Origin of the sequence: Paenibacillus kribbensis, from assembly GCF_001705305.1 — a bacterium.
Lineage (GTDB): Bacteria > Bacillota > Bacilli > Paenibacillales > Paenibacillaceae > Paenibacillus > Paenibacillus kribbensis_B.
This window is the reverse complement of sequence record NZ_MCBP01000007.1, coordinates 66,076-83,138: the sequence shown is the minus strand read 5'-3', so window position 1 is coordinate 83,138 and position 17,063 is coordinate 66,076. Positions and strand designations below refer to the sequence as shown.

General features: G+C 43.7%; 13 protein-coding genes. 3 read left to right on the top strand and 10 right to left on the bottom strand.

The window, feature by feature from the left end:
• Positions 1-108: 108 nt before the first annotated feature.
• The 4 genes from BAZ21_RS14420 to BAZ21_RS14405 form a co-directional block, all read right to left on the bottom strand.
• A complete protein-coding gene (locus tag BAZ21_RS14420; protein WP_068501877.1) occupies positions 109-1,002 on the bottom strand; it encodes a carbohydrate ABC transporter permease in 894 nt (297 codons plus the stop codon).
• Positions 1,003-1,020: 18 nt separating this feature from the next.
• Positions 1,021-2,016: an ABC transporter permease gene (locus BAZ21_RS14415; RefSeq protein ID WP_068501874.1), complete on the bottom strand. Its 996-nt coding sequence runs from the start codon at positions 2,014-2,016 to the stop codon at positions 1,021-1,023.
• Between the two features lie 203 nt (positions 2,017-2,219).
• A complete protein-coding gene (locus BAZ21_RS14410) occupies positions 2,220-2,996 on the bottom strand; it encodes an NAD-dependent epimerase/dehydratase family protein (protein WP_068501871.1) in 777 nt (258 codons plus the stop codon).
• A gap of 215 nt (positions 2,997-3,211) precedes the next feature.
• Entirely contained in the window at positions 3,212-4,099 is an 888-nt protein-coding gene (locus BAZ21_RS14405; RefSeq protein ID WP_068501868.1) for a DMT family transporter, read from the bottom strand.
• Between the two features lie 192 nt (positions 4,100-4,291).
• On the opposite strand from BAZ21_RS14405, the gene BAZ21_RS14400 reads away from it, so the two are divergent.
• Positions 4,292-5,041 carry a YdcF family protein gene (locus tag BAZ21_RS14400; RefSeq protein ID WP_068501866.1) on the top strand — a complete coding sequence of 250 codons (750 nt, stop codon included), beginning with the start codon at positions 4,292-4,294 and terminating at the stop codon, positions 5,039-5,041.
• 92 nt (positions 5,042-5,133) lie between these two features.
• Here the strand turns inward: BAZ21_RS14400 and BAZ21_RS14395 are convergent, their stop codons facing one another.
• Positions 5,134-5,604, bottom strand: coding sequence for a DUF523 domain-containing protein (locus tag BAZ21_RS14395; RefSeq protein ID WP_068501862.1), 471 nt, complete (start codon positions 5,602-5,604; stop codon positions 5,134-5,136).
• Between the two features lie 252 nt (positions 5,605-5,856).
• On the opposite strand from BAZ21_RS14395, the gene sigK reads away from it, so the two are divergent.
• On the top strand, positions 5,857-6,558 hold the full coding sequence (gene sigK, locus BAZ21_RS14390; RefSeq protein ID WP_068501859.1) for an RNA polymerase sporulation sigma factor SigK: 702 nt from the start codon (positions 5,857-5,859) through the stop codon (positions 6,556-6,558).
• A gap of 116 nt (positions 6,559-6,674) precedes the next feature.
• Here sigK and BAZ21_RS14385 read toward each other — a convergent pair whose 3' ends face one another.
• Entirely contained in the window at positions 6,675-8,288 is a 1,614-nt protein-coding gene (locus tag BAZ21_RS14385) for a pectate lyase family protein (protein WP_068501856.1), read from the bottom strand.
• Between the two features lie 762 nt (positions 8,289-9,050).
• Between BAZ21_RS14385 and BAZ21_RS14380 the strand changes: the two genes are divergently transcribed.
• Entirely contained in the window at positions 9,051-9,560 is a 510-nt protein-coding gene (locus BAZ21_RS14380) for a discoidin domain-containing protein (RefSeq protein ID WP_068501853.1), read from the top strand.
• Between the two features lie 306 nt (positions 9,561-9,866).
• Here BAZ21_RS14380 and BAZ21_RS14375 read toward each other — a convergent pair whose 3' ends face one another.
• From BAZ21_RS14375 to BAZ21_RS14360, 4 genes are all read right to left on the bottom strand, one after another.
• On the bottom strand, positions 9,867-11,216 hold the full coding sequence (locus BAZ21_RS14375; RefSeq protein WP_068501847.1) for an efflux RND transporter periplasmic adaptor subunit: 1,350 nt from the start codon (positions 11,214-11,216) through the stop codon (positions 9,867-9,869).
• 33 nt (positions 11,217-11,249) lie between these two features.
• Positions 11,250-14,384 carry an efflux RND transporter permease subunit gene (locus BAZ21_RS14370; RefSeq protein ID WP_068501845.1) on the bottom strand — a complete coding sequence of 1,045 codons (3,135 nt, stop codon included), beginning with the start codon at positions 14,382-14,384 and terminating at the stop codon, positions 11,250-11,252.
• A 251-nt stretch (positions 14,385-14,635) separates the two neighbouring features.
• Positions 14,636-16,063, bottom strand: a complete 1,428-nt coding sequence (locus tag BAZ21_RS14365) for a sensor histidine kinase (RefSeq protein WP_068501842.1) — start codon at positions 16,061-16,063, stop codon at positions 14,636-14,638.
• Positions 16,035-16,745, bottom strand: coding sequence for a response regulator transcription factor (locus tag BAZ21_RS14360; RefSeq protein ID WP_068501839.1), 711 nt, complete (start codon positions 16,743-16,745; stop codon positions 16,035-16,037). Before BAZ21_RS14360 ends, BAZ21_RS14365 begins: the two co-directional genes overlap by 29 nt.
• Positions 16,746-17,063: the final 318 nt, after the last annotated feature.

Here is a 17,063-nt window from a genome sequence, read left to right as displayed (position 1 = left end):
AATCCTCCTTTTGAAATGGCTGTCTCTTTAAATAAAACGCTTACAAAAAGTGCTGCTATGATGGCACAACGTCGGCACGTCATGCCATCCCAAGCCATGAATCCCGTTTTAGCCTTTTACCGCACCAATGGTCAGGCCCTTGACAAAGTAACGCTGAATGAATGGATACAGCAGCAAAATGGGCCCGGTAACCACGATAGCCATTGCCATTTTGGTCGACTCGGTCGGCATGTCGTTGGATAGTGATACCCCAGTACCTGCCCCCATTTGGGCAATAAATTGCATGGAGTTGATTACATTATACAGATAATATTGCAATTGGTATTTATGCGGATCATTGATAAAGAGTGAGGATGAGAACCAGTCATTCCAGTAAGCCAGGGCCAAAAACAGCCCCACAGTGGCAATGCCCGGCGTAGATAAAGGCAGCACAATCCGGTAGTAGATTTTAAAATCACCCGCACCGTCAATTTTAGCGGACTCGAACAGCTCTTCCGGCATGGAGGAACGAATGAAGTTTTTCATCAAAATGATCAGAAACGGAGTCATTAATCCCGGGAAAATAAGCACCGTATACGTATCTAACAGCCCTAAATACTTCGTCAGCATAATGTACCAAGGTACTAGCCCGCCCCCGAACAGCGTCGTAAAGTAAATATAAAATGAAAATGCGTTCCGATATTTAAAATCTTTGCGTGCCAGCACATAGCCTGCCATCGTCATCAGGAACAGGCCGAGCGTCGTGCCTACGACAGTGGTAAAAATCGTCACTCCGTATGCCCGCAGCACCTCTTCTGGAAAGATGAACACCGTCCGGTATCCTTCCAGCGAGAATTGCTGTGGAATAAAGTGATATCCATCCCTGATAATCGACTCATTACTGGTCAGTGAGGCCGAAATAATAAGTAAAAACGGGAGTAAACAAGCAATAGAAGCAACAATGATGATCGTATAAGAGATTATTTTAAAAATTCGAGTGTATGCATCCTCTTTGATCGCCATCCTTTTGGGTCCTCCTTTCTAGAATAAGGCGTATTCGTCATTCAGCTTGCGGATGATATAGTTCACGGTCATGATCAATACAAAGCCGAACAAGGACTGATATACACCTGCGGCCGAAGCCATGCCCACGTCAAAGGTTACTTTCAACGAACGGTATACATAAGTGTCCAAAATATCCGTCGTATTGTACAGCACCCCATTGTTGCCGATTAATTGATAAAAAAGATCGAATTGTCCTTTCATAATACTGCCGAGCGCAAACAGCAGCAGCACGACGAACGTCGATTTGAGCATAGGGACGGTAATGTACCAGATTCGCTGAAAAATGTTGGCACCGTCCATTTTTGCCGCCTCATAATATTCGTCACTGATCCCCGTAATCGCAGCCAGGTAGATCACCATGCTGTAACCGAGATTTTTCCACAGATAGAACAGGATAATCAGGAAAATCCATACCCACGGCTTGTTGTATACATCCACACGTTCACCGCCGAATTGCAGCAGCAGCGTATTCAGAAAGCCATTATCATAATTAAATATGTTATACACGATAACGCTTAGAATAACGAAAGAAACAAAATAAGGCAGGAACATCACGGATTGAGCAATCTTTTTAAAGTAACGCCCCCGCAGCTCATTCAGCAAAATAGCGAGAACAATCGCTAACACGTTGCCCAATAAAATAAATGCTGCGTTGTATCCGACCGTATTCAATGTCAACTTCGTCAGCGTACCGGATTGCCATAGAAATTGGAAATTCTGAAGTCCGACAAACTTGGCATCGAACAAACTGGTATTGAAGTCAAACTGGGTAAATGCATAATAGATACCCACCATTGGAATGTAAGAGTTAATGAAGAAAAACACCAAGGTCGGCAGCAGCATCAGAAATAATATCCGATTGCGGATCAATTCATGGAAAAATCCTTTTTTCCTGCCGCTTGCCATCCTCCTCTCGTTCAGACGGGAATCTGTGGCAAGCATAGCGGAACTCTTAGGTAAAGGTTGATTCAAGGTGAGTCACTCCCCCTCTGTATATGTTTACCGACAGCATGGTTTGCAGCACCGCCGTCGTATGACCTTATTTTATGTAAGCGCATTCAAAATGGGAAGTGAAGCCTTGCATGCTTCATGAACAAAGGAGTGTCCCAGGGAGTGAACAATTCGGATATTTGTGAAGTATTGTGTAATATAGGGCGCCAGATTGGCGCCTCACTCTATTCTTTTTGTCCACCCTGAAAAGCGGTCTCGTCCTGCTTCACCCGAAATCCGGTCATCTTCGCCTGCTCCAGCAGCTCAGCGGCATTATCCTGCGGTTTATATCCGATTAGCTCCTCCAGATAGCCGATATCATAATAATTATCCGTGTTGGCGGATGTGCCGTACAAATTAAGATAGCTTATCTCCGGGCGAGCCTCAATGCAGCAGACGGTCAGCTGGAGCATATCGCGTTCGGAGATCCAAATATGCGCGGCACGCTCCGAATGAGGTCGATCATCCCCGGGGAAATTGCCAATACGAATGTTAAATGAGGATATTTTACCCTGATCGGCATACAATCGGCCCAACAGCTCAATGTAGCACTTACTCAAGCCATAAAAACTATCCGGTCGGTAGGGATCTTCCACATCGATGGTCTCGCCCACCTTATAAAATCCTGTCGCATGATTGGAACTGGCGAAAATAATACGCTTAACCCCATTCTGTACAGCCGCTTCATACAGCTTATAGGCTCCACTTACATTGCCAGACAGTACCTTGCCGAGGAAATCCCCTTCATCCTTGATCCATGCAAAATGCAGCACCGTGTCCACCCCGCGTGTCAGCTCATCGAGTCGTGCGGCATCATGTATGTCCATTTCCACAATTCCCGCCTCTTCATCCCTCTTCAAGTCAGCGGCGGTGATTTCATATTTTCCTTCACGCTTCAGCCCTTCATACAATACTTTCCCAATTGTACCCGCCGCTCCCGTAATCAACAATTTGCGTGTCATTGTGCGCTTCTCCCTTCTTTGCTTGGTTGTACGCTGTCATCCATATCTTAATCTTAACCAACTCCCCAGGGAGGGAACCCCTTAAAATTCATGAACTACACAGGTCATTTGCTCACTTAGCAGTGCCTCCTGCCGACATATAAAAAGGACCCTGCTACCTGTGCAGAGTCCTTACTTGTTACTATGTTTTAAGTTCTATGGTTCTAGTTCTATGCTCAGGCTTGCCGAACCACTCTTGCTCTGCGATTAACCAGATAAATGCTAAATCCGATGAATACCAGACCGATCAGTAGAAAAGCCGTAATCGCTTCGCCCAGCACCAACGAGCTGACAAACACCGAGATCACAGGCACCAAAAACGTATAAGACGCCACCTTACTCGCATCTCCAGAATTAACAAGTGCAAAATATAGCAGCCAGGAAAAAGAAATTCCCAGCACTGTGCCGAATATCAGCCCCGACAAATACGGGACATTCCATACGATGTCTGACCAGCTTTCCGTCACCGTTCCGACTCCCGTTAATACAATACCTCCCAGTGTACATTGAAATGCAACCAGCCACAGCGAGTCCACACGCTGGTTTACTTTTTTCACATATACTGTTCCCAACGCCCAGCTCACGGCTGTAATAATAGCAATGATCACACCTGCCGCAGCCACATGTCCTGAAAATCCTCCGATACTGACGGCTGCAACACCCAAAAATCCGATAACCAATCCGGTCACCTTGAGGCCGGACATCGCTTCACCCAGCCATATCCATGCAAAAATGCCAACCAGTACGGGCTGGAGATATACCAGCACAGAAAAGAGGCCGGATGGTACATACATCAGCCCCACCGTTTGCAAACCATAGAACAGAACCACATTAAAAATACCGGAAATGGCATACACACGCCAATTTTCTTTCCAGCGGATGCGATTCCATCGGGGCGCTATAATTACCCCCAGCAGCAAGCCTCCGAGCAGCGTGCGCAGTCCTGCAAACAGAAGTGGAGGCGTGAATTGCAGTGCCACTTTATAAATGGGCCAGGAAATGCCCCACAATACAACCAGCAGCGCGATCATCATTATTCGCTTGGCTGTTGTCAACTCTCCCATGATGCTCTCGCTCCTCTATGAAAAAAATCATCAGGCTTTATATAATACGCCTATCAAGCAACTTTATCAAACAAGGCGGGATCGTGCTGTACAAGTGAAGCGGTCTTCGGGCAGAGGAATTCGGGCATTTGCCTATGTTACAATATACCAAAAAGATAGATAGAGTTTATAGGGATAGGAGGTTATCCACACTTGATTTATATCATCAAATTTTTGTACAGCTTCGTGCTCCCTCCCGGATTGTTTATTCTCGCCATGGTCGGGCTTGTAGTCTGGCTGTGGAAACGTGCACGTAAACCTGCTGTCGTGCTGCTTGTGGTCACATTGCTGCTATATGCTTCCTCCACCAATTTGGTTGGAGATTTGCTAATCAGCAGCCTGGAAAAGCAGTATCCACAACCTCGCACCGTTCAAGGAGATGTCATTGTCGTACTGGGAGGCGGAGCCACAGAGGGAACACCGGACATCAATGGACAAGGCAATCTGCTAGGCTCTGCGGCCAATCGGCTACTCACTGCGGCCCGGTTGCACGAAGCAACAGGCTTACCCATCCTTTTTTCCGGTGGACAAGTGTTTGGCGACAGTGGTAATGAAGCGGATATTGCCCAAAGGCAGCTTCTCGGACTCGGTATTCCGGCCAAGGATATCCTGATCGAAAACCGTTCCTTGAATACACAGCAAAATGCCGCCTTTACAGCTCAAATTTTGAAACAGCGCCAGCTCTCAAAACCCATTCTGGTGACCTCTGCTTTCCATATGCCACGTGCTGCGCTGGAATTCCAGCGTGCAGGTATGCAGATCACACCTTATCCGACCGATTATCTGGCGAGTGAAAATCTGTCACTGTATGCCGCCAAGCTCTCGCCGTCTGGCGGAGCCATGTCTACAACAGCAACAGCTCTCAAGGAATATCTAGGAATTTTGGCATTAAAGCTTAAATAATGTGGTGCCTATGGTGTAACGACACACACGAACAAGCGTCTTGCGCTCACAGGTGTATTAGCCTGTAAGCTGTCAAGACGCTTGATTTTCTCCTACATATCCTCATGCAAAAAGATTTCCGATATTTGTTCTTCCGATATCACCTTAAAGCCTTCTTTTTTTAGCAAAGCCGAGGTTACTCCATTACCCGCTATTTTACGGTTTTCGAACTCCCCATTATAGATGGCTGCAGATCCGCAGGACGGGCTGTTTTCTTTTAAAACGATTAGGGTTGCGTTAACTTCTCTAGCTATGTTTAAAGCTTCATGTGCACCTCTAATGTACATATCACTGACATCGTTACCCGAGAACTCGACCACCTTGGCCGTGCTGTTCAGCACATCCTCTCCTGTCCCCCCAACAATTTCGGCAGGCTCTCTCGGAGTCATAAAGCCCCCCAATAGCTCAGGACAGATCGTCATAGCCTTCTTTTCCTCTACCAGCTTCTGAATATGTACATCCAGGCTATCCGTTCCGTTATACCGCACCTTCATTCCTGCCAAGCACGAACTGACTAAAATCACTGGTTTCCTCCTCATATCCATTGCGCTCTTCAGTTTTAAGCAGTTTAAGTATAATCAAATTTTCTCATAGCGTCATTGCACAAAAATTAAACTTCAGCAATGTACTCGTATAGGATAGACCCATAAATTGTTATGCAGCAGTTTTAGGAGTACAGGCACGGATGGGCACCTGCCCACATACAATAAACAGACCGCAAGCCCGGTAAGTAACAAAGGCTGGTAAGTTCGCAACTACCTCAGGAGGTGTCATCCGTGCCCGGACTATTTAGCGCTATTGCTCTGTTCATCAAGGAATTGACGTTACTCGTCTCTTACGTGAAAAACAACGCCTTTCCGCAGCCATTGACCGAGAAAGAGGAAGCACGACACCTAAAGCTGTTTGCTGAAGGCAATGCACATTCGCGTAACACACTCATTGAGCACAACCTGCGACTGGTGGCCCATATTGTGAAAAAATTCGATAATACAGGCGAAGATTTGGAGGACCTCATATCCATCGGCACCATCGGACTGATTAAGGCCATCGAAAGCTTTCAGACCGGAAAAGGCACAAAGCTGGCAACATTTGCAGCTCGCTGTATAGAAAATGAAATTTTGATGCATTTAAGATCTCTGAAAAAAACACGCAAAGACGTATCTCTCCATGATCCTATAGGGACGGACAAAGAGGGTAATGAAATTACTTTAATTGATATCCTGGGCACCGATACAGACGATATTATAGATAAGGTACAGCTTAAAATCGAAAAGAGTAAAATCTATCGCAACCTGGATATTTTGGATGAGCGTGAAAAAGAAGTAGTGATTGGTCGATTCGGCCTGGAAGCCGGAGGAGAGGAACGTACACAGCGGGAAATTGCCCGAGAGCTCGGGATTTCGCGTTCGTATGTGTCACGGATTGAAAAGCGTGCGCTGATGAAGTTGTACCATGAATTTTACAAGCAGAAGGGGTAATGGATCAGTAATTCATTTCATGAACTACTTGTGCCATTGAATATAGTGACCTTTTTTTATTTGGAAAATAGCCTGTTTCCATCTTTCGTATCGGAAACAGGCAATACGTACGGCACTTACTTCAGATATTCTTGAAATTCGGGAAAGTGTATATATTTTAGGTCAGAAGCATTATTAACTGCCCCCGTATAAGCCATATTGAATCTTTTTACATCATTTCCGCCGGCATCATAGGCTTTTATAATCGGGTAGCTATATTTTGAACCTGGATCGAAGGAGGTTGCTGTTCCATTGGGAGCGGGCAATGTATAAGGCTTGGCAACCGGGGATACTTCTCCTTTATTGGTATAGGAGCCCACATCTTTTACAAAAGCTTTAGGGTCAATGGTGATCTCTGTATCCCAGTATCCGCTGGATGCTTTCTTAAAGTTGTCAAAGCGATTGGAATCGGAGTAAACGTGTGCGCCCTCGCCACCGATGATGGAAGCATAACCGGCATCATCTCGACTTGGCAGTGTTCTTTGAATTAAATTGTTCAGTACATGCAGACGGCCATTGCCAGACTGAGGCGTTCTCCGTACACAGGAGTCAAAATAATTTAACATGACCGTGGCGTTATTTTTGATTAATGAGGACGTGGTGCCGAAGGCTACCGTCCAATAGCGGTTAGAAAATTTGTTGTATGACAGAGTAACGTAGTCAGGATCGGTGTTAGTATAAGTACTGGTATTAACCCAAACAAATTTACCCACCTCATCCTTGTCGATGCCCAAACTCGATCTAAAGGTACTGTGATCAATCCAAACATTCCGTGACCCATAGATCGCAATCGCTACGACATCTCTTCGATTTTTAACCTCTACATTGATATTCTTTATAATAATATTATTGCTTACGCCTTCTTTTTTAAAATAATCATCCGTTCTCAGACGTGGATCGGTGAGCCTGTTGGCAGCATAAGAGCCGATGATGGTTTTATTGGATGCTATTCTCAGATCGTAGGTTTCTGAATTGGCATTGTCTATATTACTGGAGATCACAATGGTAAGCGGATTTTTATCAAGCAACGCTTCCTTGAGCTCGGCAAGTGTATTTACAAATACGGTTTTACCTAGTAGTCCCCCAATGGTTCCTGTTTTGTCTTTTCCATTCAAATCCTTGGCATGTCCGGCAAAGCCAACCAGTCCATCGGACACCAATTTCCACTTATGTGTGGAGTTTCCTTTATAATTCCCGAGCATGGTTTTGCCTGTGTCAAGATTAAGCATAAGCGCCATATTGCTGTTAGCCCTGTTGACAATTCGATAGGTAAAATCATCACCATTCACATCTTTGTCCACACCAATGATTCTCCATAATTGTTCATCCCTATTGGAATCCTGATACAGCACACAGGGGTTGCCCTCAGTGACCGACCAATTTAAAGGAGAAAGCAGCAGTCCTGTTCTTTCGTTGGTCAATTTAAAATATACTCCGTCTGCCGTAGAAAATTTCCATCTTTCATTGCTTTCTCCTCTCGTCGGCCACACATTGACTTCCGAGTTGTTCCCGTAACCCAATATATTAAGATTCCAGCCTTTATTGACATTTTCTATTCTCATGGCCTGGTAAGGATACGAGTCTGCTGCATTTGAAGCTTCTGTAAAAGAAGAAAATGAAATCAGATTAATGAATACAATAATAGATAACAGAAATGCTCCACGCTTAATACCCTTGCTCTTTTTCAACATGTAATACGCCTCCATCTCAATTAAAATTTTGTTCCGGGTTATCTTCATTTATCAGCCCATAGAATCACCTCCCTAAAGATAAGAATTATGATTGGAAACCATTTGTTACCGCCTTCGTTTCCTGTAGCCGTTGCAATCCTAGTAACTTTATCCTAGTGACTTCTTCAGATGTTAGATGAAATATCGGCATATTCACCGATTGCGATTAGATAAAATTTCCTTAATGATATTCTATTTGCAATATTGTAATTAAATATTTATTTTAGATAAATACAAAAAAACTGGCCCGTCAAGGCAAGCTATCGACACTTCCTCAACTGAGGGTAATGAAATTACCTTGATTGAATCCTATTGAAATTATTGGAATTATAAAAAATTTGAAATGAACAGGATGTTTTTAGCCGTGTCGCCCTGCCTTTTTCATTTTTTTGTTCCCGATAAGCTGATTCAATTACTGTTCAATGTGGATGTTAAGAATATGCTATATTTACTTATACTGTATGCGTCGTCATGAATAGTATCCAAACAAGAATTGTGTATACACATAAGAAAACAATAAGGTGCTATTTCTAACCCGGGTTTAGCTCCCCTCCAATTGGAGCTATGAAGACGATCATCTCCATCTGCTGCTGGCATATTACCTTGTATATTCAGGCGGTCACAATATGTATTTCATGATCAAGGAATACATTTAGAGATTCAATAAATATATAACAGCGTTCTTAACCAATTAAAGAATTTAACGAATGGAGGAAATCCAGCATGGCAAAATTCAATCAAAATCCAGAAAATTACTCTTTTTTCATGAATCCTGTCGTTATTGCAGAGGAAAATGTTTCAACCAACGGAGATTCCAAAAATACCTTTCCGAAAAATGTTTTAGTCGATAATAATCTCTATTGGGAAAGCAGCTTGAGCGGCAAAGGTGGAGAAATTATCTTCAAATTAGATGAAGGTAAAACGATCAATGATATCCTTTTGGCTCAGCCCACTTTCAGAGCCTTTATTCTTTCATTCTCTTTTCATGGCTCTAACGACGGAGAAAATTGGTTTAGATTAGGCCAAGTCGAGACTTTGCCAACTACTGCAAAAACAACCTACCAATTTAGTAATGAGATTCCTTTTCAATATTATAAAATCACTGTACTTTCATCAGGGCTGAATAGTTCAACCTCATATTATGGTATACGATATATTGAGTTAAGAACCGCCCTAATCAATGGTGTTCCTGCCTACAGAGCGTCCAATTTAAACCCCGCTATTGCGGAATAAGATCAGTACACACAAAAAAGGGGTGGCCAACGCCGCCCCTGTGCGTTACAGTTATAATTGATACGAAAATAACACTATTTCCTCCCATAATTACGGCTATAACTGAGACTTTTTTTACTCACAACTGATATTTTTTGTGTTTTTTGTATTATAACTGATATTTTCCAGAAAAATCTAACGTAAATCCTATTCTCGGAGTCTCATATTGCGAAAATATACGCCAAGCCTATACCGGCTCGGCGTTTTCCTTTAAACAATACCTAAGTTTTAGTCGGATCACTGAAAAACAGTGGCCGGTTCAGCATATTATTGATTTACGATCACTACCTCTGCACCGTCAGAAAGCATAGTTGCACCTTTTACAACGATTTTCTGCCCCTCTGTGAGGCCATCAGTCACTTTCACTTGATCAGAACTCTCTTCTCCCGTTGTAATCTCTACCTGTTTGGCTACATTTCCTTCTATTATATAGACGTATTTTGCGCCCGCCGTCTCCGTTACAGCAGCCTGAGGAATAAGTAGCCCTTCCGCTTCCCCTGATTGGATGTACACATTGGCTACCATGCCTGCCTTGAGTGTATTTGAAGGATTAACTATGGAAATCTCAACAGGATAAGCCTTCAGTTTCTGATCCATGACCGAATTGATCGCCGTAACCTTAGCGTTGATACTCTTATCTAAAGAAGGAATACCAACAGTTACAGAGGCACCTACATTGAGATTCATCATCTCTGACTCGGCCAAATTAACTTTTGCAAGGATTGGATTGGTATGCGCAATGGTGACCACGGAAGTCTGAGAACTGACAATCTGCCCGACCGTTCCACTGACTTCCGAAATGGTTCCAGACACAGGAGCTTTAACCGTAGCGTCCGCCATTTGGCTGTGGGCTGTCTCAAGAGCAGAGCGCGCCTGTTCGACATTGGCTTGAGCTACATCCACACCGGTGTTTTTACGGGCCAACTCTAGTGATTTTATGGCGTTTTGGTATGTCGTTTGTGCACTTTCCAACAAGGAACGGGCGTTGCTCAACGTCAGCCTTGCATTATCCAATGAGCTTTGCGCCTGCTTCGCTGTCGTCTGTACTTGTTCTAGCTCGCTCTGGGACACCGCACCTGCCGCAAACAACTGCTGTGTGCGGTTCAGGTTGTTTTTCGCATCCCGCAGAGAGCTCTCCGCATCCGCAATCGAGTTCTGTGCCTGATCTATGGAACTTTGCTGCTGAACGAGGGCAGATTTAGCCTGGTCAACGCCGGATTCAGCCTGCTGTATGGACTCTTTGGAACTGCTCTGTGCTTGTTTCAGATTGGCAAGCACAACGTTGTAGGATTCCTCGTACTGTTTGATGCTGTCACGGATATTCTTTTGGTCCAGCGTGAACAAGACTTGGCCCTCATTAACAGTTTGGCCGATTTTCAAGTCGATGCTTTCAATTGTACTGTTGATCTTGGGAGATACCTGGACTGTCTTGTTAGGAGCCAGAGTACCAACAACACCCGCTTCATTTCCAATACTCCCCCTTATAACTTCGCCTACTTCTACAGCTATGGCCGTTTGTTCCGCGGACGCGGCTGTCGGGAGTTCTCCCCCCGAGCAACCAGCCAGTGCCATGGATAAAACCATAGCCGACAACAAGCTAATACTTTTTTTATTCATGGTTTTCTCACCTCACGATATTCTGCTTATCTATTAGGCTTGCGCACTATTATGCTCAGGCTTAGTCTGTTTTGGGGCCTCTCTTTTCTGCTGTCGTTTCACTTTACGAATATTGCGTCTAACCTTAATGTTATCCAACAAAATATATACGACAGGAATCAGAATCAGTGTAATTACCGACGCAAAAGCAAGACCGAATACAACGACAATTGCCATGGGCGCCATCATCTGGTTACTTGGATCACTGGAAAATGCCATTGGTAACAAGGCAAGAATTGTCGCAAGCGAGGTCATAAGAATTGGCCGCAAACGTTCGGAAGAGGCCAGTAATATTGCCTTTTTCCTGTCCATTCCTTCTTTGCGGAGCTGGTTAATAAAGTCAATCATAACAATCGCGTTATTAACGACAAGGCCTACCAGCATAATATATCCGACAAAGGCCATGACACTTAAAGTTGTTCCCGTTAACACCAAACCTAGAACAACTCCTATAAAAGTTGGCGGAATTGAGAACATAATAACAAATGGAGTAAACATGGACTCAAACTGACCGGCCATAACCATATAAATAAGAACAACAGAAAATAAAACTGCAATACCGAGGTTTACAAAGGACTCTATCATCTGCTCCGTTTCACCGCCGCCTGTATCAACAGAGTAGCCTTTAGGAAGTTGCAGATTACTTATTAGATTAGTAACTTGCTGGTTAACACTACTTGCATCTGCCTCGCCTACATCTGCAGTAATTTCCACCTGACGGACTTGATCCTCACGTGTAATCGTGTCAGGTACTTCCACCTGATTCAGAGTGGTCACTGCAGATAGTGGAACATTAAGACCTTGGTCGGTCGTAATCCGAAACTTCTCAAGATAGGAGAAGTCCTGTCTGTATGCTTCGGGCAATGAAATCTGGACATCAATCTGACTGTCTCCGGTACGGAATTTTGTAACAACCTTACCATTGAAGGAAGTCCGCACTGCCGACAATATCTGTGATGCCGATAGTCCGTACTGGGATGCAAACTGACGTTTAACCTTCACTTCATACTCTTCACGGACGGAATCCAGCGTGCTGCTCACGTTAACGGTTCCTTTAATATTTTTAACCTGCGCGACAAGCTGATCGGAGAGCTCTCGTAATACGTCCATATCGTCGCCTCTCAAGTTGATTTGCACACCAGCTCCAGCAGAGAAGCTTTCGGCCGCGCTGATTGTAACATCTGCATCCGGTATATTGGTGATTTTACCGCGCAGCTCAGTGACTACTTGATCGGTGGAACGAGTACGTTTATCAATAAGGGTTACGCTGATTGTGGCTGCCTTTGCCAAACTTTCGGTACTATATCCACCAGAAGAACCAACATTTGCTGTTATCTTATCCAATTCAGGGATATTCAGTATTTCATTTTCTACTTGCTCGACAACCTTATTCGTCTCCTCTAGCTTCGTTCCATTAGGCATTTTTATTGAAATGTTAAATTGCCCTTGGTCTTCACTCGGAATAAAAGTTGACTTGATTAGTGGTGTCAGCGCTCCTGCACCTATAAACATAAGAATTGTAACCGTAATAACGGTCTTCCTGTGATGAATACTCCAATTCAGCACGTTACCGTAACCTTTTTTGAACTTCTCGAATCCAATATTGAACCAAACAATTGGATTTACACCTCGATAATTGCCTGACGTATATACTGACTCATCCGGAAGCTCAGGCAGAAAGCGGGAACTGAGCATTGGAACGATCATCAACGAAACAATCAAAGCGGAAATGTGGGAGAAAATTACCGTTAACGCGAGTGGCCTGAACAGTTCCCCTGCAATCCCGTCTACGAATACAACCGGCAGAAAAACTACGATCTGGGCAAGTGCCGACGCCATAACAGCATTACCAACCTGCTTCGAGCCTTCAATGGCGCCCTGCAGCATGCTTTTCCCCTCATGCCGTTGCCTGAAGATGTTCTCAATAATAACAACTGCAAAGTCTACAAAAGAACCAAGGCCCAACAGCAAACCGCTAAGCGATATAATATTGATCGTCTGATTGGTGAAATACATCATCATGAACGTAGCCACGAATGAAATCGGAATAACAATAGCCGCAATGATGGTAGAACGGGCACTGTTCAGGAACAATAATAGAACGATGGCTGCTATCACAAGTCCCAAAATAGCATGCTCTATTAACAGATTCACAGAATCACTGATTGGCTTGGAGGAATCTGTAATCAGTTCAAGTTTTGTGCCTTCTGGCAACTCCTGCTGAATTGAGTCCAGACTTTCCTTTACAGCCTTGGCAATCTGCAAAGTGTTACCTCCAGATGCTTTAGTAACCCCAATATTTATGCTGGGTTCTCCGTTGTAGGTAGAGATAGACGTTACATCGGAATAAGCATCCTTTATTGTAGCTATTGCGTTCAATTTGACAGTACCAGAGCCTACTGGAATCAGGGTTTCGCCTATCTCTGAGACTGCAGCGTATTCTCCCTGTATACGAATTTGCACTTCGCTATTCCCTTTCGTCACAGCACCGGCAGAGCCCGACAGGTTATTAGCCGAAAGCGCTTGGGCTACCTGATCTAGTGTTATCCCGTAGCTTTCAAGTTTGCTTGGGTCCGGAAGTATGCGAATTAAGCGATCCTGTCCTCCTGCTACGCTTACTGAAGCTACCCCTGCTATTCTTTCAAGACTCGGTTGGACAATATCCTCAGCAATCGGTCTTAATGTATTAACATCACTATCTCCAGTTAAAGAGAGGTTAACAATGGGCTCTGCATTCAAATCCAGTTTCATTACCCTTGGAGAATCGGCGGAGTCAGGCAGAGAATTCTTGACACTGTCCAGACTATCCCTGATATTTAAAGCCGCCTGATCCAGATCGACCCCCCAATTGAACTGAACGGTCACCCTGGATGAGCCTTCCTGCGATTGAGAACTGATCGTATCTACGTTCTCTACAGACCCAAGATTGCTTTCAATCGGCTTGGTTACCATTTCCTCAACTTCCGAAGGTGTAGCGCCCGTCACACTGGTTACAACTGCTATAACGGGATTTTGCATTTCCGGCAATTGCTCAACTGGAAGCCTTAACGTAAATATGCCGCCCCCGATAAATAAAGCCACAACCAGCATAAAGACGGTTACAGGACGGCGTATTGAAAACTGTGACATCTACTCACTCCCTAAGTGATTTTATATATATAAGTCGCCATACCTTCGAGCTCACTCTGTAATAAGACAGAGGTTTCACTTAGGAGGCAAAATATAAATATTTACAAATCCACTTAGAATTATAGGAAACGACTCTTAATATTGCATAAATTGAATCTAAGGATTGTCATAAGGTTATCCAAAGATAATAGAAAATCGAAAAAGCTGGCGCCGATATATTACCGACGCCAGCTTGCTGCCTAGGAACTTTTTCAATGAATCAGATGAATAGTGAAAATAGATGATTCGCTCCCCTCCGAACGCAAGGTTAGGGTACCACCCATTTTCTCTGTATTTTTGAGTGCAATCGCAAGACCAAGTCCTGTACCGCCTGTATGAGTGCGTGCCTGGTCACCACGGACAAAGGGATCGAAAATCGTAGTCCACAATTCCTTGGGAATACCCTTTCCGGTATCAGCTATTTCAATGCTAACATCCTGTTCATGATCAAACAGTTCAACCCGCAAATGAGTACCCTTCGGATTATATGATAACGCATTGGAGATTAGATTTTGGATAACTCGGCTCAGCAGTTCTGGATCATATTGAGCAAAGACATCGTGGGGAGGAATAGAAACGTTTAATAAAAAATCTTTTTGCTCCACCTCGCCATAGACATCTGCAAGCCGTTCCCGCAAAAACTCACCGATTTCCCGCCGTTCCACCTCCGGCTTAAAATCAGGCATGTCCACTTTAAATAACTCCAGCATATTCTGAATGAGCTGTGCTACCTGGATGGATTTTTTGTAAATATAAGTAAGATATTTTTTCTGCCGGTCCCTGTCTTCTCCCCTCCCTTCCACAAGCGCTTGGGCGTATCCATGAATGCTCGTGATAGGGGTTTTGAGGTCATGAGACAAATCCATCATCAAACGCTGCTTACTTTCCTGCGCAATACGTTTCTCAAAAGTGGTTGTCTCGATAACATCCGCCATATAGTTGAACCTTTCCTCAATAAGCATGAACTCTTTCTCGGCTGAGATCGACAGCCTTTTGCTATAGTTACCCGCAATCATTTCATTGAGCCCTTGCAAGATTGAGTCCAGTGGTTTTTGAATTCGACGTGCAATCCAGTAACTGTATCCAAAGACCAGAAGAATGATTGAAGCAATAAAGAGAAGGACGTAAAAGGGAATCGGATTTGGGGGCTGGATAGCTAGTTGGCTGTCATAAACAGAGATACTGACCAGATTACGCGGAATCTTGACGACTATATACCTTATTATCTTTTCTGAATCTTCGACCACTGACATAGAATAGTAATATCCCTGATCGCGGGAATTACCCAGCAGGTCGTAGAGTCCTTCTTGCGAATAATAAAATATTGTATCCTTTTTATCCCCTACTACTTGCTCTACATGACGCTGCTCATCAAGAATTTCAATCCAGCCCTCACTTTGGAACAACCCGTCTAATTCAGTTCCACCACCTTGTTGCCAGTCCGCAATGTAGTCACGTGCGGCTACCTTAAGTTCAGGAACGACTTTCCTGTCGTTCAGGGACGTAGGTGCTTTTCCTAATGAAATCAGACCTTGTAGAGCTACAAAAAGCACAATCACAAACAGCATAAACAATAGAAAATCAATGACCAGTGAAGATTGTAGTCTACGATTATTTCTCGGTTTCCAAAGACGCTTCAATTTTGTATCCCAACCCTCTGATTGTTTTTAAATATTGCGGCTGTCTTGGATCTTGCTCAATTTTCTCACGAATATTACTGATATGAACCATGATGGTACTATCCTCATAGGCGTAGTAATCTTCCCATACGCTTTCATATATGCGCTTGCGGGTAAAAACACGGCCTGGCACAGACATTAGCAGATCCATTATTTTGTACTCCGTGTATGTTAAAGCCACAGGATTTCCTTGACGAAATAGAGTACACTGATTTCGATCTAATACGAGATCACCAAGGACTTGGATATTCTCCTCCGTGGGATTGGAAGCCATTTCAAATCTGTAGGCCCTTCGAATCAGTGCTTCCACACGTGCCACGACTTCCAAGGGATTAAAGGGCTTGGCAATATAATCGTCTGCGCCTAGACCCAGACCGAGAACTTTGTCAGACGCCTGGGTTCTTGCCGATAAAAAAAGTACTGGCATCAGATGGGACCTGCGTATTTTCTTAAGTAACTGCAGACCATCAATGCCTGGCATCATGATGTCAAGAATCGCGAGATGAATACGCTCGCGTTGTATAATTTCCCATGCCAGATGTCCATGATCTGCACAGTACACCTCATAATCCTTTTCAAGATACAACTGAAGCAGCTCTGAAATCTCCGGTTCGTCATCTGCAATTAGAATACGGTACTTCATATTTTATATTTTCCCACTTTCAATGAAAGGATTTTATTTACACATAGTTTACCTCTAAAATAAAGACGATTGTCAACTATTGTATTATAATGAACCACTCTTAATCCTTTATAAATTCAATCTAAAGATAATCTGAAGATTTTTTCACTTTTTAAATACATTTATCCTTTCTGACGTATATACGACTTATCTCAATTATAATTGCTCATAATTTCGTTCATAGGTGCACCCATTTTTTAACGAGCCTAAGGATTGGTTCCACCCTCTAAAAAAACCGAAAACCTTGATCCATCAATATATTTGATGAATCAAGGTTTC